The sequence below is a fragment of the Geomicrobium halophilum genome, assembly GCF_014207655.1.
In the GTDB taxonomy this organism is placed as follows: Bacteria; Bacillota; Bacilli; order Bacillales; family Marinococcaceae; genus Geomicrobium; species Geomicrobium halophilum.
In genome coordinates this window covers 87,810-108,700 of record NZ_JACHHJ010000002.1, presented here as the reverse complement: position 1 = coordinate 108,700, position 20,891 = coordinate 87,810, and the positions used below count along the sequence as shown (strand labels likewise).

19 protein-coding genes are annotated in these 20,891 nt (G+C 38.0%); 12 read left to right on the top strand and 7 right to left on the bottom strand.

All coding sequences use genetic code 11. The features are described 5' to 3' along the window. Positions 1-60 precede the first annotated feature (60 nt). Together HNR44_RS08405 and HNR44_RS08400 are read right to left on the bottom strand one after the other, a co-directional pair. The gene (locus HNR44_RS08405; RefSeq protein ID WP_184403711.1) at positions 61-561 is read right to left on the bottom strand and encodes a hypothetical protein; all 501 of its coding nucleotides are present in this window, start codon (positions 559-561) and stop codon (positions 61-63) included. A gap of 65 nt (positions 562-626) precedes the next feature. Next, positions 627-1,505 (bottom strand): LysR substrate-binding domain-containing protein, encoded by an 879-nt coding sequence (locus HNR44_RS08400; RefSeq protein ID WP_246407206.1) that lies wholly within the window; start codon positions 1,503-1,505, stop codon positions 627-629. 129 nt (positions 1,506-1,634) lie between these two features. On the opposite strand from HNR44_RS08400, the gene HNR44_RS08395 reads away from it, so the two are divergent. Then, entirely contained in the window at positions 1,635-2,060 is a 426-nt protein-coding gene (locus HNR44_RS08395) for a hypothetical protein (RefSeq protein ID WP_184403710.1), read from the top strand. A 137-nt stretch (positions 2,061-2,197) separates the two neighbouring features. On the opposite strand, the gene HNR44_RS08390 is transcribed toward HNR44_RS08395, so the two are convergent. From HNR44_RS08390 to HNR44_RS08375, 4 genes are all read right to left on the bottom strand, one after another. Continuing rightward, entirely contained in the window at positions 2,198-2,818 is a 621-nt protein-coding gene (locus tag HNR44_RS08390; protein WP_184403709.1) for a LysE/ArgO family amino acid transporter, read from the bottom strand. 73 nt (positions 2,819-2,891) lie between these two features. Further along, positions 2,892-3,509, bottom strand: coding sequence for an NUDIX hydrolase (locus tag HNR44_RS08385; protein ID WP_184403708.1), 618 nt, complete (start codon positions 3,507-3,509; stop codon positions 2,892-2,894). 894 nt (positions 3,510-4,403) lie between these two features. Beyond that, positions 4,404-5,084, bottom strand: coding sequence for a restriction endonuclease (locus HNR44_RS08380; protein ID WP_184403707.1), 681 nt, complete (start codon positions 5,082-5,084; stop codon positions 4,404-4,406). A gap of 60 nt (positions 5,085-5,144) precedes the next feature. Then, complete coding sequence (locus HNR44_RS08375; RefSeq protein WP_184403706.1) at positions 5,145-5,909, bottom strand: toprim domain-containing protein; 765 nt, start codon at positions 5,907-5,909, stop codon at positions 5,145-5,147. A gap of 122 nt (positions 5,910-6,031) precedes the next feature. Between HNR44_RS08375 and mobQ the strand changes: the two genes are divergently transcribed. From mobQ to HNR44_RS08320, 11 genes are all read left to right on the top strand, one after another. After that, positions 6,032-7,918, top strand: coding sequence for a MobQ family relaxase (gene mobQ / locus HNR44_RS08370; RefSeq protein WP_184403705.1), 1,887 nt, complete (start codon positions 6,032-6,034; stop codon positions 7,916-7,918). Between the two features lie 19 nt (positions 7,919-7,937). Next, positions 7,938-10,187: a VirD4-like conjugal transfer protein, CD1115 family gene (locus HNR44_RS08365; protein WP_184403704.1), complete on the top strand. Its 2,250-nt coding sequence runs from the start codon at positions 7,938-7,940 to the stop codon at positions 10,185-10,187. Positions 10,188-10,284: 97 nt separating this feature from the next. Further along, positions 10,285-12,444 carry a type IA DNA topoisomerase gene (locus HNR44_RS08360; RefSeq protein ID WP_184403703.1) on the top strand — a complete coding sequence of 720 codons (2,160 nt, stop codon included), beginning with the start codon at positions 10,285-10,287 and terminating at the stop codon, positions 12,442-12,444. A 617-nt stretch (positions 12,445-13,061) separates the two neighbouring features. Beyond that, complete coding sequence (locus HNR44_RS08355; RefSeq protein ID WP_184403702.1) at positions 13,062-13,505, top strand: molecular chaperone DnaJ; 444 nt, start codon at positions 13,062-13,064, stop codon at positions 13,503-13,505. Between the two features lie 67 nt (positions 13,506-13,572). Then, complete coding sequence (locus HNR44_RS08350; RefSeq protein ID WP_184403701.1) at positions 13,573-13,818, top strand: hypothetical protein; 246 nt, start codon at positions 13,573-13,575, stop codon at positions 13,816-13,818. A 773-nt stretch (positions 13,819-14,591) separates the two neighbouring features. After that, the gene (locus tag HNR44_RS08345) at positions 14,592-14,756 is read left to right on the top strand and encodes a hypothetical protein (protein WP_184403700.1); all 165 of its coding nucleotides are present in this window, start codon (positions 14,592-14,594) and stop codon (positions 14,754-14,756) included. 967 nt (positions 14,757-15,723) lie between these two features. After that, on the top strand, positions 15,724-15,864 hold the full coding sequence (locus HNR44_RS08340; RefSeq protein ID WP_184403699.1) for a hypothetical protein: 141 nt from the start codon (positions 15,724-15,726) through the stop codon (positions 15,862-15,864). A gap of 136 nt (positions 15,865-16,000) precedes the next feature. Beyond that, a complete protein-coding gene (locus HNR44_RS08335) occupies positions 16,001-17,221 on the top strand; it encodes an MFS transporter (protein WP_184403698.1) in 1,221 nt (406 codons plus the stop codon). Positions 17,222-17,245: 24 nt separating this feature from the next. Then, positions 17,246-17,383, top strand: coding sequence for a hypothetical protein (locus tag HNR44_RS08330; protein ID WP_184403697.1), 138 nt, complete (start codon positions 17,246-17,248; stop codon positions 17,381-17,383). Between the two features lie 84 nt (positions 17,384-17,467). Then, positions 17,468-18,349 (top strand): class I SAM-dependent methyltransferase, encoded by an 882-nt coding sequence (locus HNR44_RS08325; protein ID WP_184403696.1) that lies wholly within the window; start codon positions 17,468-17,470, stop codon positions 18,347-18,349. A 29-nt stretch (positions 18,350-18,378) separates the two neighbouring features. Continuing rightward, positions 18,379-19,278 (top strand): JmjC domain-containing protein, encoded by a 900-nt coding sequence (locus tag HNR44_RS08320; RefSeq protein WP_184403695.1) that lies wholly within the window; start codon positions 18,379-18,381, stop codon positions 19,276-19,278. A gap of 618 nt (positions 19,279-19,896) precedes the next feature. Here HNR44_RS08320 and HNR44_RS08315 read toward each other — a convergent pair. Continuing rightward, complete coding sequence (locus HNR44_RS08315; RefSeq protein WP_184403694.1) at positions 19,897-20,889, bottom strand: LacI family DNA-binding transcriptional regulator; 993 nt, start codon at positions 20,887-20,889, stop codon at positions 19,897-19,899. Positions 20,890-20,891: the final 2 nt, after the last annotated feature.

Sequence of the window (20,891 nt, the reverse complement as noted above, 5' to 3'; positions counted from 1 at the left end):
GCAAAAGCGCCTCGATTGTTTTATGCCGAGTGCACTGCCTTTACCATTTTATCCCAAAATTTAAATTAAATTGAGAATATCAAGTATGGTAACTATAGCTGCAATGAAGGCAACAAATTGAATAATGACGATAGGCAATTTCACTAAAATATTCCTTTTAGACAAAAACAAAATCCTCAAAATCTTAATAATCCCTGCTGTTATCGCATAGACACTCAGAAAAAGCAAAAAAATAGTGATTAAATTAATCCACCATACGGGTAAATAATAATAAATAATTGCCCATATTATTCCTATACCTAATCCTATCCCCAATTCATCAAAACCAAGTTTATCTGTTTGTCCTCCTAGTTTATTTAACTCAAGTCCTAAGCCAGTTATCCCAATAAGCAAAAAGAATACAGCTAATGAGTACGAAATAATCATAGAACCAGTATAGGAGGGGGTAAAATATAAGAATCCTCCAATAATCAAAAACGTAATTGAAAGTGCAATTCCTCGTTGCATACGATCAACATTAGATACATCCCTATTTGTTTTTGAAATAAAATAGCCCCCCAATCAGCCCGATTCTGGTACAATTTGTATTCCACAAACGCGCCTCGTTTGCGGAATAACTTTTCTCCCTATTCAATTTTTGCGGGATCTTGCTGTTTTACCATACTTAAAAAGTTTTTATACGCACGATCAACAAACGTATCCTCACGTCTTATAAACACCGTGCTTACATTTGAATACTTCGGCGGTAGAGAATGAAGGTTAAGGTCCCTCTCCACTTGATATTGCTTAACCAGCGATTGTGTTGTTATAGATACACCCAAACCAGCTTTGACACATCCAATGATCGATTCCAGCGTTCCAAACTCCATGATTTTTCTAGGAAATATGCCCTCTTCCTGCAACCACTGTTCGAGTCTTTTCCGGTAAATACAGGAGGGCCGTGTAAGAAGCGTTCGATACTTAAGATCAGTCCAAGATAATAGCGAATGCCGTTGATCAGTAATTAGAACAAGTTCTTCTTCCATCACAGGGGTTTGAATAAGGTCATCATCCTGAACAGGGCCAACAACGAATGCGCCATCCAATTTATAGTTCAGGACATCGTTTATTAGGGGATGCGTTTCCCCAATCTTTAGGGAAAGATCCACTTCAGGATAACGCTGGTTATAGGATGCCAAAAGGGCAGGTAATCGGGCAGATGCTGTTGTTTCATTGGCTCCTAAATAAAGAGGTCCTCGAATAATTTCGGAATCTTGAACAGCTTTTTTGGTTGTATCTATTAAATGTAAAATTTGATCAGTGTAGGATAAGAGTAATGTTCCTTTTGAGGTTAATGATACGCCACGGGCATGTCTATAAAAAAGCTGTGTTTGTAATTCTGATTCTAGCTTTTTAATCCTGCCTGTAATATTGGACTGAACATAATTTAATTTCTCAGCTGTTTTTGTCGTGTTCCCATTCTCCGCTAACTCTTTGAAGATCCACAAATCTCGAATTTCCATCATAACCCCTCCCTCTCCATCTTATCATTTTGAATGATCATTACGCTGTTTTTTAATGATTTTTAATTATGATATGAACGGATTACGATGAGTATAGGGAAATGAATTTTCCGCTACCTGGAGGTATGAGTTATGAATATCAGTGAGCGATTAAAAGAGAAATTATTGGCAGAAGAAAGTGGATCAGTTACATGGAGATATTCAGATGTATGGGATTTGATGATAGAAAACCTCGATAAGTATCAATCCGGAGAGAAAATGGACGCCTTTAGGCAATCACCTTGTGAATCATTACTCTCCTCGTCTATTCTCGATCATTGGGTTCATGTAAAAGAACAAATGGAGAACGCAGAACATGAGTCTTTAAAAATCGATTTCATGTATGAATTTTGGAAGCACATTTCTTATAAATTCAAAAACGCTGGTATCAACGAGAATGAGATTATTTCTTGGATGAACAGAGAGAAAAAACGAAACCGAGTATTAAATCACGCTACTCACGCATTTCTATGGGAAGAAATAGAAACAAGATGCAGAAGCCTTATAAAGCTTCTTTAAGTTGTTTGTCGCAGATGATATTGATATAAGCGTTTATGGTAAAGTAATAATACAGAACCTTACATGAAGTCCAGCGCAAACAGGATCGTTATTCCTGCGCCTCGTTTAATGAGGATCGTGAAAGGTGACCAGTAGTATTAAATTATCAAATACAGCTGATATCCTAGGTAAATTGCTACACCCCAGATAATCACCGCAGAAATTTTATTAATAAGAACAGTGATCTTCCCTTCCTGATCGATCGTACGAATGGTTTTTCCGATCATTACTAACCCAAGAAAAGAGATCCAAGATACAGCAATACAGGCAACCGTAAACCCGATTAACTCAGGTGCTGTCGAATATCTTAAAGAATTGGCTCCAATAACCCCTACCGTATCAAGCACAGCATGAGGGTTCAAAAGTGAAACAGATATAGCGAACATGACTTGCTTTTTTGCACTCATAGCTCCGTGTTTGTTATTCACTTCCACTGGATCACTAGCCCATATTGTCCATCCAATGTAAATAAGGAAAAGGAATCCAGCAGCAAAAAAGATCACTTGAAAAACCGGTACAGTCATGACGATGAGTGACACACCTAAAACCGCAAGAACAATTAAGATAGTGTCGCAAACTGAAGCAGTTACGACCGATGGCATAGTATGCCGTAACCTTTTGTGAGCAGCTCCTTGATTAAAAAGGAATATATTTTGCGCTCCAAAAGCTAAAATTAATCCAAAGGATAATACGAATCCGTGTAAGATAGCACTAATCATGTCTATTCCTCTCATCATTTGTTTCTACAGGTTATTCAATTTTTGCGCTCTTTAATGGAATAGTGACTATTTCTCAATCAAAATCGGCGTCCTCATTAGCATCACGCCATTTTTTGAACGACATTTTAATTTGTGGTTCTGTGTTTCGAGAAATCGAAAGAGGAGGTAAACGGTGCTCATCAAAAAATTCGACCGCACTTGTTTCCATCCCTTTTGTGGGTTCACCACCAACAATCTCACACTGAATAAATATTTTATAAATATGGTGCAATGAAGGAGGATGCGAATGACATTTCATATCTAGGACTGCTAATAACTTTTTAGGAACCACATCAAATCCTGCTTCCTCTTTTACTTCTTGCACAGCCACTTCACTTGCGGTTAATCCGATATCTGCCCACCCTCCTGGCAAAGACCAATAACCATTTTTCTTTTCTTTCACCATTAAAATTTGATTATCATTAAACACAACAGATCGTACATCTACTTTTGGGGTGGCATACCCCGTCTCACTAGCGAATATTTCACTGACTTTCTCTTCACTTATGTCAGATTTCTCGGCAATCATTTCAACGCTTATGTTTCTAATCAACTTAAATCTTTCAATGTCAAACTCATCAGTTGAATAAGCTAAACCAGATTGTGCAATGGATTGAAGTTGCTTCGCCCATTCAAGCCATTTATGCTCCAATATTAAATCACCTCCGAAGGTATCTATTCCCGTACTGCCAAAACAATTTATGCCGTTAAATGGCCCGTTTGTTGAATACTCATTCTTTGTATTTCCATATTAACATCAAAAACCTTTACACAGCTAATTATTTTAATTGTATGTAACTGTTCTCCATTTCAGTGACGAAACAATGACGACTTCATTACTTTATATGCTCTTTATGATCAATACCTTTTCCAAAAGTGTTGATTTTCCTCGGTTTTATTCATAAATATTGCTTATATTTCTCTTATTTTCCCATGGTAAGGATGAGGTCGCCGGTTCGAGTCCGGCAGGAAGCTCCAGTTAAAATACTTACATGATGCGGGTTTTGGCGATTGCCGGAACTCGCATTTCAACTACGGATGGGGTCTTTTGGCACAAATTTGGCACCTTTACTTAACTAAAGTGCTTTTTAAGCATTTTAATCTCCCATAAACTTAAACATGACAGTGGCCTCAATCTTTATTGTTTGTGAATGTTCGAGCGAAATAGATGACCAGAAATCATATTGTTTAATCGCTTCCACATTTTATTTGCCAACGGCCTCCCAATAGAACAACTCCTACCAAGGGATTTGTTCACCTAATGATTAGATGAAGTAGCCACCCATTCGGATTGGACACCAGGGGTGGTTACTTCTTTTTTTGATCGTCATGTTTCATCATCAAGACCACCAACGTGGCTACGGCCACACATAACATGGCCGTTTCATAAGTGATCACCATGACTGTTCACCTCCCTTCCCCCTCAAGAAAAAGGGCGCCAATTGGCACGAAGGTTGACAAGGTGAACGTCCACCCCTGGACAGTTGTTTATTGTTTCTCTAGTATACCATACTTTGAAGGACTCGCCTCCCCCATAGGAGAGAAATCAGGAAGCATTTAATGGTTCCGTATGCCGACAATTCGGAAATGAAGAACATCCAAAAAATCGTCTCGTATTCTCCTGATGACTTCGCACCACTAAAGGTGAGCCACACAAGGGACAATTGCGTCGCGCTGGCTCTACATTTTCATACACCTTTTGAGCCGTCATTTCCGGGTTCACATTCACGATAAATTGCTGCAGGCGCCATCGATCTAACAGATGAACACCACAAGCCTGGGCGAGTTTACAGGCCGAAGCCGTATAAAAGCTGTTTGTGACCACCCAGGCTTCCTGGGCTTGGTAAAAAGGAATTGCCGCAAATACTTGCTGAATAGCCTGGATTCCCACCCTTTGCTTATACCCGTATCGCTTCGCCTGCACAACGATCTTTTTTTCCTTTTCCATCACCAAATCAGCCCCGAAATCATTGGAACGTTTCGTTTCTTTCACGGATCGATATCCCAATTCTTTAAACAGTTGGACTAGAAAAAATTCAAATTGATGGCCATCCATTTGATCGATCGAACGAATGCCACTTTGAATGACTCGTTGGAACGCTTGTTTCTCTCGATGACGCTTCATCCATTTTCTCATCAACCAAACAAAACCAACAATAACCAATGGGAAGGTGAAAAGAAAAAACACTATAAGAAAAATGCTGACGATCGTATCCTCGTCTATCATTCTTCACACTCCTCGTCCAACAAAAATACATGGGCCGAAACCCGTGCGTAAAGGTTTCCATTATCGTTCCGGTTCCGCATCCTTAGCTGGAGAGGGTTGGGATTCTTTCGCTCGCGGCTGTTCGACGGCCACATTCTTTTTTAATTGTTCATTCCAATCCTTTTCCTTTGGCAAATCAACGTTCCCAACCCGTTCCCCGTCTTGATTTACATAGTTTTGCAACACATCTTTTAGGCCATAGGCGAAATCACGACCAGACGGATCATTATCCACGGCAATGACCACTTGTTTTGGCGAGTATCCTTCCCTATTCATCCGGTTCATTTCTGCGCTAACTGTGTGTCGTTTCAAACCAGACATTGAAAGCATACGTGCATTTTGTATATCCCCCTTCTTTTCACTCCAATAAGACAACGCATCGACGGCGCTTTCAAACACATAGAGCGTTTCCGGTTTTCCAATATCAAAAGAGAAACCAGCGTTCCCTGGGCTGTTTTTGTCAATGCCTTTAAACCAATCACCCGTTTTCGCCATCGGTTGTGTCCCCTGCCGATTCGCCCCCACGACCTCGCCCTGCTGTTTCCATTTATAAACGACATTGCCCCGTTTGTCTTGCGCCACATAATCCCTGTGCTCCAACCAATTCACGACTTTAGGGTGAATTTTACGATCCTGGGTTAAATACTGATGCATGCGCGTCGTATCGCTCACCTCATAGTGGCTAGGATATCGGTAGGGTTCGGACGGTATTTTGGCTGATGGCGGCCGTTCCTTTTCCTTAAAGGAGCCATTTGCAATATCTTCCACAGCTTCCGGAAAAGACATCCCATAGTACATTTGCGCAAAGTGAAAAAATGGGACTCGTTGACACTCGAACAATTATTTATGTTTGTCTTCCGCCAAATATCCTAGCGGGGCTTATCAAAAATCAAAAGGAGGTTATTCGATTGTCGCACTATATGTTTCGGGCACAAGTCATTAATAAAAAATCACAATCAGCCGTGGCAAGTGCGGCTTATCGAAGTGGACAACATCTTTATTCTGAACGTGATGGGCTAACAAAAAATTATGCAAGAGATGGAGAAGTGGAATCATTTATCCTCTCACCTGAACATGCACCTGTATGGGCGGAAGACCGAAAGAAACTATGGAATGAAGTTGAAAAGGTAGAAAAACAAGCGAATGCACAGTTGGCAAGAGAAATTGTTTTCGCACTTCCAAAAGAAATATCTAATCAAGAGCAACGTCAATTAACCGAAAATTTCTGTAAAGAAAACTTTTCTAATGAAGGAATGGTTGCTGATATTAATATCCATCGTGATAAAGAACATAATCCTCATGCGCATGTCATGCTTACCGTTCGACCATTCAATGAAGATGGAACATGGGGAGCTAAAAGAATCCGTAATGATAAACAAAAAGAAAGCGAACATACAACGGATTGGCATAAAAAAGAAACCTTAAATAAATGGCGAGAAAATTTAGCCGAACGCATTAATGAAAAGTACCATGATCTTGGCATTAATGAAAAAGTATCTCATGAAAGTTATCGGAAACAAGGGTTAGATAAAGAACCTAACATACGTTTATCACGTTCCGATTATCAATGGGAAAAGAGGACAAAAGAAATTGCCAAACAACATGGAAAAGAGTATGAACCTGTCACATATTATGGGAAATTAAATCAAGAATTACAGTCCATTAATAAAGAATTAGAAAGTCTTCAAGAACAGGAAAACGCCATTTCATTGGAAGAGAAGTCAAAGGAAAAAGGGCAACAAACGTCTTCACTGACAGATACCGAAAAAGCAGCGATGAAAACCATCGCAAAAAGAGCAAAAAGTTATGTTGATTATTCCATAGCTCTCAACATTATGTCCGATTTAGAGAAGGGTAGTTGGAAGAAAAAAATCGATCAAACGAAGGTGCAGATCGAATCCCAAAAAAATGTTATCAGCAAAGCTAAGAAAGTTTATGACAAGCAACCATCAAAGGTTCATTACTACGGGTTTAATAAAGAACGATTTCCTCAAGAAATGCGTCAACGTATCCAAGAGATCAAAGATCTACAATCTCGTCATCAAAAAGATCAATATGCCTATCGCAACATGTATGAAACATCCAAGGTTGCTCTTGATGCACAAGAGCGATTAACAGAACAAGAATTTCAATCATTATACGATACGAATCAAATATTTACCACCATCGAAAAATACCAAGCATTACAGTATTACAAAGAACATGGTGAGTTACTCGCTGAAAAAGATATCAAAACACACGCATCAAACAATCACATGCTAAAACGAGAAAAACCCATTCATGAACAGGTTAATCAAATATCCCAAAGTATTTTGATTCTTGATCGTGGCATAAAAAAAGAAGAGCGGAAAAAAGCTCAGTATGTTTATAATCGTGATCATGAAGGAACGTTTCAGGCAAGCAAAAAAATTGAACAGTATCGCTTACAGAAGCAACAATTTGAAAATGAAATCAATGAACCTAAACGTGCCCTTCAACTTGAGCTTACCAAGCGATATGGGGATCAAGTACAAACCATTGATCGACCTGATGTTTTGGTTCGTTTACACCATCAATCCGACCGGCAAACGTCTTCATTAGAAAACGATCTCCAATCATTAGAGCAAGAATGGAGCGAAAAGGAAAAATCAAGTGGATCGACTAACGCAAAAGCGTATAGCCAAAATCTCCTCGAAGGAATTCAGCAATCGCTTATGGAAATCGAACATGATAATCAACGTATGCCACAAAGAGATTCAACCAAAAAACGTGAAAAGAAAAGGTATCGAGGGCAAGTGTTAGAACATGAACAATGATAAAGCAGGAGGATAATACATGATCAGCAAAATATCATGGAAACCTGTAGGATTCGGAATCTTTCTAGGGATCCTTATCACCTATTTGTTAATGGTAGCGCTCTTCGCCTTTATAGGACCTGCTGAAAGTTTCAATGCTGCGCTCATTGATCCATCGGCAACTTTTACCTATATTTACGGGGATGAAAATTTAAGCACCGCCTTTATAATTTTGCCGTTCATCATTATCGCAGCAACCTTACATGTGTTGCGTTATAGCATTCTGAAACATTCCTATGAGGATGCATCAGATTTAGGTATACATGGAACAGCTAAATGGGGAACACCGGTAGAGTTTACAGATGGAAAGATGTTATCAAAAAATAACAAATATGGAAATATCCCTGAAGATACACTACAAGTGGAACAAGGGATCATTTTAGGAAAGATCCCAAAGAAAAAGAAATTGCTAATCATGGGAGAAAATACAGACATTGATAACCGTAATGTGCTTGTAATTGGTTCCTCTGGTAGTGGTAAAGGGCAAGGATTTGTGATCCCGAATTTGATCAACATGCGAGAACAAACGATTATCGTTACGGATCCCAAAGGCGAGCTTTATGATCAAACAGCAACCATAAAACGAGATCAGGGCTATGATGTATTCCATATCGATTTTGTTACTTTATTAAGTGCCAAATATAATCCATTAGATTATGTAAGAAATGATTTTGATGCCATTAAATTAGCAGGTACGATATCCAGAAACAGTTCAAAAGATACAAAAGAAGATTTTTTCTTCAACACAGCCAAAGATTTACTGACAGGAATTATTATTTATGTGAAAGGTAAAAAATCAAATGCCACGTTTACAGATGTAAAGAATACATTTAATCAGATTAATGAGGATGAAGAATATTTAAAGGAATTATGTGAAGAAATTGGTCACGAACATCCTGCTTATCAGTATTTAAAAGATGCAAGCACTCAATCAGGAAACACACGAGCGAGTATATTATCATCGTTTGCGCAACAAACCGCCATCTTTTCACTACAAGATGTTGCTAATATGACAGCTCAAAGTGATTTTAATATCTATGACTTTCAAAAGAGAAAAAGCATTTTGTATATTCGAATCCCAATGAAAACAAATCCTGTTCAACCCTTAACCGCCACCTTTTTTGATCAGTTAATCGATACTTTTTATGAGATTGCTGGAAATGAAAAGAACCGTATGTTGCCGATCCATACGACATTTCTTTTAGACGAATTTGCAAATATCGGTCGGTTAAACGGCTATGATGAAACATTATCTACTTGTCGAGGTCAAGGAATGTCCATGCAAACCATTATTCAGGATTTTGCTCAGATTGAGAAAAAGGATATGTATGGTCATGAGCAAGCTCGAACAATCATTAATAATCACGATTCAACCTTGTTTTTGCGAACGAAAGATACCAAAACGGCGGAGTATTTTTCTAAACTGGCAGGGGATACAACTGTAAAACACACAACAGGTTCTAAGCAGCACGGAACACTCACCAAAGATGGTTCTTATAGTAGCTCTGAGCAAGTGGTTAAACGACCGTTAATTACACCTGGTGAGCTTTCTAATAATAAAGGCACAGCCGCCTATTTGTTTATTGCCGGTTATGATCCATTAAAAGTGGAAAAAGCTTTTCAGTCAAATATTTACGGCGATTATGTGAATGATTATGACAAGTATCGAAACGAGGATATGAAAGAAAAAGATCGCCAAGAAGAAGCATCCGAAGCCTTTCAGCAAGAAGAAATGGTACAAGAAACACAAGAAGAATCGGGTGTTTCTCAAAGCAACCAATCAGACGGCGATATTGAGTTATCGGATTCGGAACTTACGAAGTTGCTTCAAAACGATACGGGTATTGTCGATGAAGAAGACAATCTCGAAGCTATCCAAGAACAAACAAAAGAAATCGAAACATCCCTAGACCAAGATAAAGAAATCACCAAAGATGATGAAAAGGCGATTAAAGATCTTGTTGTTGAATTGTCAGCGCATGATGAAGAAAAAGACGAGGAAACAATGACTGATGAAGATCATGCTACCAATGAAGATCAAAACGATAACAGGAAAAAGGCTGTCACGTTGTCTACTAATAATACCGAAGATAAAAAGGATTCCAACATCACACCTGATGAAGACATCAATGCGATTGAAGATGAAATGAAAAACATCGAGAATCATTTAATCGAAGATGAACCTTTTCGAAAACGTAAAAAAGGTGATGAAGAAGAGCTTCCAATGTAATAAAGGGGAGGAAATCAAACAAACTAATATTTATTTAATAAATATTAGTTTGTTTGATAAACACTAGTTTCTTTTATAAAGAAAGGAGAATCATCTGATGAGCACCGTGATTTTGGCAGAAAAACCAAGCCAAGCTCAAGCCTATGCAAGTGCTTTTTCGACCAAAAAGAAGGATGGATATATTGAAATCCTCAACGATTCGATATTTCCAAATGGAACAAAAATCACATGGGGTGTTGGGCACTTAGTTGAACTAAAAGAACCTTCTCAATACAAATCAGAATGGAAACAATGGTCGCTGGATCATCTGCCCATTGTGCCTGAATCATTTGAGTTTCAACCAACAACAAAAACCAAAGATCAATACAACATTGTTAAACGTCTATTAGACGAAGCGACTAAGATCATTATTGCGACCGATTGTGACCGAGAAGGGGAAAACATTGCCCGTAGTATCATCGAAGTATCGGGAAACGATCATAAGCCCATGAAACGCCTATGGATTAACAGTTTGGAAAAACATGAAGTCATCAATGGTTTTAAGAACCTTCAAGATGCAGGTTCATATCAACCTTTGTATCAGGAAGCTCAAGCTCGTCAAATCGGTGATTGGATGGTTGGAATGACAGGGACTCGCTTGTACAGCGTTTTATTGCAACAACAGGGGTTAAAGAAAAAAGGGGCATGGAGCGTTGGTCGAGTCCAAACGCCAACCCTTAAACTCATTTATGATCGTCAGAAATCCATCGAAAACTTCAAATCAGAACCATTTTTTGAAATCGAGGGAGCTTTTGATACAGACAAAGGACGATATCAAGGAAAAGTCAAAGGAAGATACAAAAGTAATGTCGATGCTCAATTGCATTTACAGGAAGCCAATGTCAGCGAAAAACAGCAAACAAAAGGTTATATTTCTTCTATTGAAAAGAACGAAAAACGAAATAAGCCGCCAAAGTTACATTCATTGTCGAGTTTACAGACGTTAGCTAATCAAAAATTTAAATATAGCCCAAGCGAAACTCTAAAAATCGTGCAAAGCCTTTACGATAACCCCCTAAAACTCGTCTCTTATCCAAGAACGGATACGCAGCATATCACAGACAATGAATTTACTTACCTAAAGGAAAAGATGAAGAGGTACCAATCCATCGTTGATTTCTCTTTTGAACCTGAAACCACTGATCCGCAAAAGCGTTATGTTGATGCAAGTAAAGTACAAGAACATTATGCTATTATTCCAACAAAGAAAATCCCTGATTACCACACTCTACAAAAACTAGATGAGAAGCAAATAAATATTTATATGGAAATCATCAAAAAAATGCTCGGTATGTTTTGCAGTGATTATATATATGACGAAACATTGATGACCACAAATGTAAACGGCATTGATTTTATCAGTAAAGGAAAAACGGAAGTACACAAAGGTTGGAAACAGATCCATCAAGATAACGGTCAAGAGGACAATGAAAACAATGAACATCAATCCTTGCCGATATTGGAAAAAGGTACAGAAGTTAAGGCTGATGTTACCATCAAGGAAGGGAAAACAAAGCCACCAAAACCGTACACCCAAGGTCAATTGATTACGTTAATGAAAACATGTGGAAAGAACATCGATGATGAGGAAGCACAAGAAACATTGAAAGAAGTCGAAGGATTAGGTACTGAAGCAACCCGTAGCTCCATCATTGAAGCGTTAATGAAGCAAGGATATATCGAAGTGAAGAAGAACAAAGTATCTGTCACGGAGGAAGGAAATGTTTTATGTCAATCCGTCGAAGGAACACTGCTTTCCAAACCTGAAATGACGGCGAAATGGGAGCAATTTTTAAAACGAATTGGTCAAGAAGAAGCAGAGAAGCATGATTTTATCGAAAACACAAAGAAATTCGTCAACAAACTTGTCCATCAAGCACAAGAAGATCTTCAAAACGTCAATACTGAATACGCTAAAAAGGCTATCGAAGACCAAGGAAGTATGGCTGTATGTCCGTCTTGTCAAATAGGGAATATCATGGATCGAAAAAAATTCTATGGTTGTTCCGAATATCGAAATGGATGTAAGCAAACGTTTCCCAAAAAATTTGTAGGAAAAACGATCACAAAAACACAAGTGAAAGCCCTTTGTGAAAAAGGAATAACAAGTGTTATCAAAGGATTTGAAAGCAAAAAGGGAAATACATTTGATGCTCATTTGATACTCACTGATGAAGGACTACAAATGGAATTTCCGAAAAAGAAAATGAAAACCTAATACTGTTTTTGATTGGGGATATGGTAACCAATTCAAGGCTTGAGGTATCACTCACATTGATAAATAATAGTTAATTAAATAAATAATTGTTTTTAAAATAAATGCAAGTTAATTATTATGATGAAAAATTGATTTGTAACGGGGCGGCTCGATAAAGAAATGCTCAGGGCGTCCTGAAGGATCTGCTCAGCGTCCATAAGCAAGAAAAATACGCTTGCTAACGGTTAGCTGACATCTCGCTTCGGTCTAAAAAGTCAAAATCGCCATGAAAGGTAAAAGCAGCCGAGGGCTGCTTTTTTATTGAACAATTTTTTCCTTTGCACTCCGTAAGCATATCGTTCGGGCGACACTAAGGACTAGATTGGTCGGATCCCGGACGCCAACCAACCAAGTCCTAAGTGTCGCAGAGGGAGTGTCAAAGGATTTAAAACTTTTTTGGAAAAAGCGCGGCGCAAATCAAAAAACTTTTAAATACGAGAACCTTTGACACCCCCTCTATCCTCACGATCTGCTACTGCGTGCCAAAGGGAAAAAATTCTCCCCTTTGGGGACCCATTTGCTTACTACGGCAAATGATAAAATAGAAATTTTCAAAACATAAGGAGGAAATGATGACCATGAAATTTTTTCACAGTGTCACATCCGAAGAAGAACTTAAAAAAGAGTACAGGAGATTATGCAAAAAACATCATCCCGATCAAGGCGGTCAAGAAGTTAACTTTATTCAACTCAAAGAAGAATATGAACAGATTGCCAAGAAATTCAATAAGGATCACAACGAGACAGATCAATATATGAAAATCGTAGATGCACTTATCAAATATCATAGCATTGACATTGAAATCATCGGTACTTGGATTTGGGTAACGGGCGAAACATACCCGATTAAAGAAGACTTAAAAGGTTTAGATTTTAAATTTGCTAAACGTAAAAAAGCGTGGTACTGGCATCAAGGCGACTACAAAAAGCACCATCGAAAAAATTATTCGCTCGATGAAATTAGGAACATGCACGAGAGAAAAACGATTAAAAAGAAAAACTATTACGTGGAAGCTAAATGATAGAGGGGATGACTCCCCTCTACTAATACCAAAAAAGGGAGAGGTTATCAATGCAAAAAATGGATGTATGCTTATTGATGTTATAAATCAACGGCTGGATAATGTTAAAGCGTATGGAAGTGTGGATAAAAGTCGTCATCTGGATAAAGAAATCATTCGTGTTGCAGTTATGTTAAACGATCATAACCATCCTTTAGACCGTAAAATCAAAATTTTACTGATTAAATACGTAAGTATTCGTGACTTAATTCCAAATAATCATTATGCTGGCATACCCGTATTCAAGGAAATCCGTAAATGCTTGACTGACTAATATTGTTAAGGCAATCGAGAGCGTTTCTCCCCCCCTTTTTAGAAAGGATTGATCGAAATGAACAAACACGAAAGCAAGACGGTTATGAAATAAAGGACGCAGGCGACGGGGTTATCAATATTAACGGATCGGATCATGTAATCACTTTACACATTTATGTAGGTAGTGAAGACGATGAACCGACCCAAGCGAATGAGAAAACGGTTAAAACATACAAAGGGATAATAGGTTATATTGACCGTTTTTGCAGCTAGGAGGATCCAACCTCCTAGCAGGTAAAAAATGATAAAGATAAACGCAAATGAGGTGCTACAATGATAAGAGCAGATTCGCTTAAAGTACAAGAACGTGTATAATCTCCAACGACTACAAGAATATAACGATGCTTGCAACAGGGAAATTAAGCGAATGAAAGAGGAAACTGAATACAAGCATTTCAGCATAATCCATATTAACAAGCTCAAATTGTTACAAGCACCGATTTTTATATCGTTGTCGTATTTATTCGGAGCAGGATCCTTGCCGATCATAAAATATACTTTTTTGTGCGATTAGAAGAACGTCCGAACATTCATGCTTAAACCATTGATGGTGAATTTTTGCTTGGGGAGACACATGAATCGGCTAATTTCAAAGGAAAAGAACGTGAGGAAGCATTCAAGTATGCGGCTAATTTTGCTCTAAAATATAATTGTCAAATAGAAAAGCATGGATTTAACGCTTGGGTGTGAAGATTACTTTTACACCTATCATTAAACCATGGAGGTGAAATAATGGCTTCAAAACAACGTAAATTTTGGATCAATGATCATGATTGGCAGACGTTTTGCCAATACACAGACCGACCGGCACAAACCGTTCGTCGTCTGGTTTTGAATTATATTCGTGAAAAAGAGAGAAAGACATTGAGACAGCATAATATGAAAGGGGGATCTTAATTGAATAAGTTCCTTTCCTATTTCACCGGTTGTGTTATATTATCTATAATTGGAGTCGTAGGAACGGGCATTTTAATGACGTTATATGCTGCTGTTTCTATGATGATTATGGGGCGTTAAGAAGGTGAAATTTCATGAATGAGATGTGAATATTGATCATAAGTGTAATTATTCGTTCTGCGCTGATTATCGGTGGATTTTCCTGACCTTTTCCCGATGTTAGCCAGCATTTTTGTCATGAAACGTAATCTGCCTAAGATCTGGAAGTTTATTCAGCTAACATGCTCCACATTAGGCGGGAGGCGGCAACGTTTCACGAAATATATACACATTTTGGATGTTTTTTCTAATTCATCTAAAAGGTATATTTCAGAATATTCTATCTCCAATACTTTATCACCAATAAAATGGGCTACTCATCAGCTTAGAGAGTGGCTCATTTCTTTTAAAGCTATTTTCAGTTTTGATGTCGCACCGACATAGGCTGTTTCATTATCCTGGTGGTGAATAATCGTGTACGGAACGCCTGAGGATTGATAACGTCAAAATTCTTGCAAATAGGTTCATGTTCAGCAATATTCTTTTCTTTATAAGGGATGTTATTGTGCTTAAGGCAAATTTTAAAGAGCTTGCAAGGCCCACATCTTGTTGCACATAAACGGTTATAGTTAATCCTCTCCTTGCAAATGATCGGTTCCCTATATAAAGAACAAGTAAAGATAAAAAAACAACCAAAAGTTTGGCCATTTTACAAAGGTGCCCCTCATAAAATATATAGAAAGTTGAAATAAGTCAACCAATTATGTTAGTATTTTACAATATATACAAATGAAAGGAGGGCATATATATTAATTACAAAAATATTAAAACAATTAAAAAGATTAGAAGATTGAGATGATGGTAATCATAGGTTTGTAAAGTAATATAAAAGTAGAGGTTTTAAACTTTAATAAGGAGGTGAAAACCTATGACACAAGTTGAGGAACTAGTGCATTTTGCAAAAGACAACACGCCTGATACTGAAACAGAAGAAATTGTGAGAGCACAATCTTCTTATCCTGATATCAGTATCAGACAACCAATTGAAATTGATGAAGAGGGATTCTAATCCGTTACTTTACCTTGGCAAAAGAGAGAAAGGGGAATATATCCCCTTTTTATTTTAATATTAATTCAAAAAAATGTCAGCATCTCTTGAACCTTCAATAGCGTCGAGATAATTTTTCTACGAAGAGGTTTAGACAGTGAAAGAAATATATCAGGTTCTTAAGCGCGAGAAATCATATAGAAAACTGGTAACTGCTAATTTTATAAGTGGTGTTGGTGATTGGTTTAGCAGTGTAGCTATACTTAGTTTGTTGCTTCAAATTACTGGATCAGGCGTTGCGGTCGGTATCACTTTAGCCGCCCGAACGCTTCCGTTTTTAATTATGGGGCCCATTGCGGGGTATTTATCAGACCGAATAAACAAAAAGATTATTCTAGTCGTATCGGATTTCTCACGAATTTTCCTAGCATTATCCTTGTTATTTATTATTTCTGAGGAAACAGTTTGGATTGCGTACATTGTCACCGTAGCATTGGTTTTTTTCTCAGCATTATCAATGCCTGCAAGACAATCACTCATTCCCCAAATTGTTAATGATAAAAACATACCTGTAGCAAATTCAATCGATCAGTCACTAGGCGGAATTAATATGACGCTTGGCGCTTCGATTGGCGGTGTGGTTAGTGCGCTAATCGGTACGCAATTGGCGTTTATTATAAATGCTTTGACATTCCTTATCTCAGGCCTTTTGGTTTTAAGAATTAAGTTCTCATCAAGTGAAGAGGACGAAGGAGACCAAAAAGAGAAAGCGGTGCAAACAACCTTTTGGAAAGAATTTAAAGATTCATTGCTTATCAAAATTGTTGCTATTCAGGCTTTTCTATGGCCAATCGGCGGTGGTGCCATCAATGTTTTAATAGCTGTCTATGGTTACCAAACATTCGGCGCCGGAGATCAAGGTGTCGGTATCCTGTATGCATCACTAGGCATCGGCTTTCTCATTAGTGGATTGGTGGCGCATTTATTTAAGAAGTTTCTAGTTTTTGCGGTCATTTTCGCCTCAGTCATCGAAGGTGGATCACACATGGCTGTTAGTCAATCATCAAACTTGTGGATGGCAGCGTTTTTTATCTTACTTGCTACGATCGGGGCAGGGATCGGAAATGCTTCATTCACCTCATTAACGATGCTCGTTGTACCTAAATATGTCCACGGTCGAGCATTTGCTTTAAGCGATACGATGTCAAACGTCATAATGGCTGTATCCATGATGACAACAGGATTTCTGCTTGAATTTTTCCCGGCGACGACCATCGGATTTTTCGCGGGTCTAATGATCGTTATTACTTCATCAACTGCTTTACCGCTCCTTACTTTGAGAAATTCAACAAACACAAAGATTGAGGTGGAATCTTAAACTTTAACAAGGAGGTGAATACCCATGACAAAGGTTGAGGAACTAGTGGCGTTTGCAAAAGACAATACGATTGATAATGAAACAGAAGTGGTGAGAGGGCAAGCATCTTATCCTGATATCAGCATTAGACAACCAGGTGAAATTGAAGAAGAGGAATTTTAAATCAGGTTACATTTTAAAGAGAAGGGGTATCCCCCTTCTCTACCCGTTGTAATACATATACTGAAAAATGGAGGGATAACTCTATTGAACACTTTAACAAAAGTTATAGATGAAGTGAGCGAATATAAAAAGTTTTTCCCTTTTCAGCGCGCGATTAAAGAAATGGGAGAACATTTGATTATAAGGGATAGCCTTTATTCCGGTGTATTCCGTGATTATATTGAAGACTTAAACGAAGGAGTAACGTGGGATTTGGAACTTATCGAGCATGGTCTTGAAGTGTTCGATGTTCAGAAAGGCGTAAACTACATCGCTGATCTATGTTGCGGAGATGGAAGAGTGACAAACCATTTAGATAACAAAGGTTATAAGGTTTATGGCGTCGATTACTCTACCGATCAGATCGAGGAAGCTAAGAAGCGCTATTCTAATATTGCCTGGGTTCAAGCTGATATTTTAGATGCTGTAGAGTTTGAAAAAAATATCCCACAAGAAAAAACCCAAGTTGCAGTTATGTCTTCCGCCTCGATTAACTGTTTTGTTAGCGATCAAAAAATTGAGATATTCTTTAATAATTTACGTTCGACGCTTAAAAATCGAGGTTGCCAATACTTATTTTTACCTGTGTTTAACGACAAAGCAACCGATGATTTTAAAGAGAAGTTTACAGGGCCTATATTATGTCATCCCTTTAAGAGTTCGGGAGAGGATATTATGGCTTGGCTTAGTTTGTATTATGACGCTAGTAAAAAACAGTTAATTCAGCCTGTAATCGCAACAAAGACAAATGAATCGGGAGAGCTACAGCATGAATTCTGTCTTTCGATAGATCGTATATGGACAGAGTCGGAAGTCATTTCCGTTGCTGAAAGATCCGGTTATGAAAAACTTTTAGAAGTACCTAGCAATGTCATTGGCGGTGGCGCGGATCAGATGCCTTTCACACTTTTAGTATTTGAAATGTAATTTGTATAGAGGAGGCGGGAGGCGGGAAAATGGAGAAAGCAGTTCAAAATGCCATTAATGCCTTATATGAAATAAGAAATAATGAATTATGGACGGAACAAGGACAAATTCTTACAAGTCCGAAAGATGGCTGGACAAGGGAAATTTTCGGTATGGAGGCAATTAAGCATATGCTCGTTGAACCTCGTATACCGGAAGAGTGTTTTCGTGTGATTAAAGACGGTGTGCCTCAACCGCATAGGTTCTATTCGCGTCCATTGGTGGTCGGTTCGAAAGCGATCGGTCGTGTTATGGATGGAGCTAAAGCATCGGTTGCACTTAGTGAAGGTTCTTCGCTTTTATTGACTGCGGTAGAAGAATTTTATCCGTCAATGGGAAGATTTTGCGCAAAATTAGGTGATTCTATAGGAACAAAGTGTTCAGCATTTGCGGTCGTTACACCACCAAACCAAGGTGGTTTTGTGCCGCATATCGATCGAACAGAGCAATTAGTCATTCAATGTGAAGGATCAAAAAGATGGAAGGTTTATGATATTTACGATCAACAAAACTCAGGCGGTGAGGTTGATGTTGATAAAATCGGTATTCCATCTATTTATGAAGATGTTAATGTAGGTGATATGATCTACTTACCGCAAGGAGCACCGCACTCTGCAGAAGCTACAGATACATTAAGTTGTCATATAACAATTACATTTGAGCCAGTAACAATTGGAAACTGGGTTCAAAAGGCAATGCTTAAATCTATCCAGGATGATGCAGAGTTATCAAAGTCACTACCCCCATTCTATTACACAGATGATGAATGCGAAGAGCATTTGCAGAAGGTAAAAGATAAGGTGCGGGAAATATACAGCAATGTGGAAGAAAAATCAGAAAAATACGCGAAAGAGACAATCAATAAACAAAAAGCAAAGGGTAACCAATAAACATGGAAATTAGGTAATTGAATAGCCATAACACCTCTCACTAACAAGAGATGATAAGGGGTTTAAAGGGTAGGCGATGCCTATCTTTTTATGTTGCCAAGCAATTTCTGAATATTCATTTTGAATGTTCAGGATTGGGTAAAGAGAAGAAGTGTATGGATTATCCGATCATGGATATAAAAATTTTAAATGTAAGATAAATCACTGAATTAATGTAATGTGAATTAATGAATCACTTTCAGCTATTGAAAAACCTTGCTGAAATATGTTCCATGATAGGAAATTTTATTTGTTACTTTAAGCAACATAAGTATTTAATAACGGGAGATATATTTCATAGGGTATATATCACCTTCTAAAAAAAGCTCACCCTCTTTCACTGTCTAATTTCCTCTTGGGGTGAGCTTTTTTATATTAGATGTAGATGTTACACGTATCTCGGAGTCCCCCCCCTATACCCACCATGGTCGCTAATCGTGCGCTCGATTCGGCAAGTAAGCTGGCGATGGAAGACTGGGTCCAGAGGGATGTCGCGTTCATTGTTAAAGTATTTTGGAATATACCTTTTCGGGAATTTAGGAGCCACCCTCAATATTAGCGGTTGGCTCACTCTTAATTTTAGGTGGATTCACGTATGATTAATTTACCTTCGAAAGTTTTGACTTCTCTTTGTAAAGGTTTATTTTCAGACAAGGTTTTTATTAATGTTTTAGCAGTATAAACACCCAACTGATCTATAGGGATATGAATTGTTGATATGGTGGGATGGGTTGCTAAACAGATTTGGTGGTCATCATATCCTATAACACCAAATTCTCTGGGAACGTCTAATCCCCTTTGTTTCAGCTCTTTTATAACCCCTGCGGCAACATAATCGTTTCCCGTAAATAACGCAGTTGGGCGATCATTTTGTGGGTGTTTGACAAGATTTTTCACGACATTCATACCATCTTTGATCGTGAAGCATTCAGGATAAAACCATTTTTTTGTTTCTTGGAAATCGTGATCTCGAAATTGTTCATAACTTTCTTGTCTCATTTTCTGTAACGGACTATCTGAAACATCATAACAGAAACCTATTCTTGTATGCCCCTGATTTAGCAAGTGATTGAGGGCTTCTGCAGTTGCTCCTCGTTCATCGTAACAAATAACAGGAATCGTTGCTTCTTCGTGAAATTCATTACACAGTACAATCGGTCCATAATTGAGATACTCTTCTATAAACTCCCAATCATTTTCTATAGAGCACAGAATAATGCCTTCAATTTCTTTAAATTTAAGCATTTCCAGAATAACTTTCTCATTTTCCGCATTGTAGAAACTTTCGCTAATCACCGTTTTATACCCCTGTGCCCTTAATTCTTTAGAGATACCAGAAGCCAGTAAACTAAAAAATGAATGATAAAGGTTGGGAATAATGACTGCAATAGTCTTGTTTCTCATGAACCTAAAACTTCTGGCAAGGGCATTAGGTGTATAATTTAATTCTTCAATCACTTGCCATACTTTTTGTTTGTTTTTCTCACTGACATAAGGATGGTGATTAAGTACTCGTGAAACAGTAGACTTTGAAACATTTGCTTTGGAGGCAATGTCGTATATGGTCGTCATTT

Bases quoted from the DNA above. Each gene is read 5' to 3' on its own strand.
- HNR44_RS08400 (WP_246407206.1), bottom strand. From the start codon at position 1,505: ATGATGGAAATTCGAGATTTGTGGATCTTCAAAGAGTTAGCGGAGAAT.
- HNR44_RS08395 (WP_184403710.1), top strand. From the start codon at position 1,635: ATGAATATCAGTGAGCGATTAAAAGAGAAATTATTGGCAGAAGAAAGT.
- HNR44_RS08390 (WP_184403709.1), bottom strand. From the start codon at position 2,818: ATGATTAGTGCTATCTTACACGGATTCGTATTATCCTTTGGATTAATT.
- HNR44_RS08380 (WP_184403707.1), bottom strand. From the start codon at position 5,084: ATGATAGACGAGGATACGATCGTCAGCATTTTTCTTATAGTGTTTTTT.
- HNR44_RS08375 (WP_184403706.1), bottom strand. From the start codon at position 5,909: ATGTCTTTTCCGGAAGCTGTGGAAGATATTGCAAATGGCTCCTTTAAG.
- HNR44_RS08365 (WP_184403704.1), top strand. From the start codon at position 7,938: ATGATCAGCAAAATATCATGGAAACCTGTAGGATTCGGAATCTTTCTA.
- HNR44_RS08360 (WP_184403703.1), top strand. From the start codon at position 10,285: ATGAGCACCGTGATTTTGGCAGAAAAACCAAGCCAAGCTCAAGCCTAT.
- HNR44_RS08355 (WP_184403702.1), top strand. From the start codon at position 13,062: ATGAAATTTTTTCACAGTGTCACATCCGAAGAAGAACTTAAAAAAGAG.
- HNR44_RS08350 (WP_184403701.1), top strand. From the start codon at position 13,573: ATGCTTATTGATGTTATAAATCAACGGCTGGATAATGTTAAAGCGTAT.
- HNR44_RS08345 (WP_184403700.1), top strand. From the start codon at position 14,592: ATGGCTTCAAAACAACGTAAATTTTGGATCAATGATCATGATTGGCAG.
- HNR44_RS08340 (WP_184403699.1), top strand. From the start codon at position 15,724: ATGACACAAGTTGAGGAACTAGTGCATTTTGCAAAAGACAACACGCCT.
- HNR44_RS08330 (WP_184403697.1), top strand. From the start codon at position 17,246: ATGACAAAGGTTGAGGAACTAGTGGCGTTTGCAAAAGACAATACGATT.
- HNR44_RS08320 (WP_184403695.1), top strand. From the start codon at position 18,379: ATGGAGAAAGCAGTTCAAAATGCCATTAATGCCTTATATGAAATAAGA.
- HNR44_RS08315 (WP_184403694.1), bottom strand. From the start codon at position 20,889: ATGACGACCATATACGACATTGCCTCCAAAGCAAATGTTTCAAAGTCT.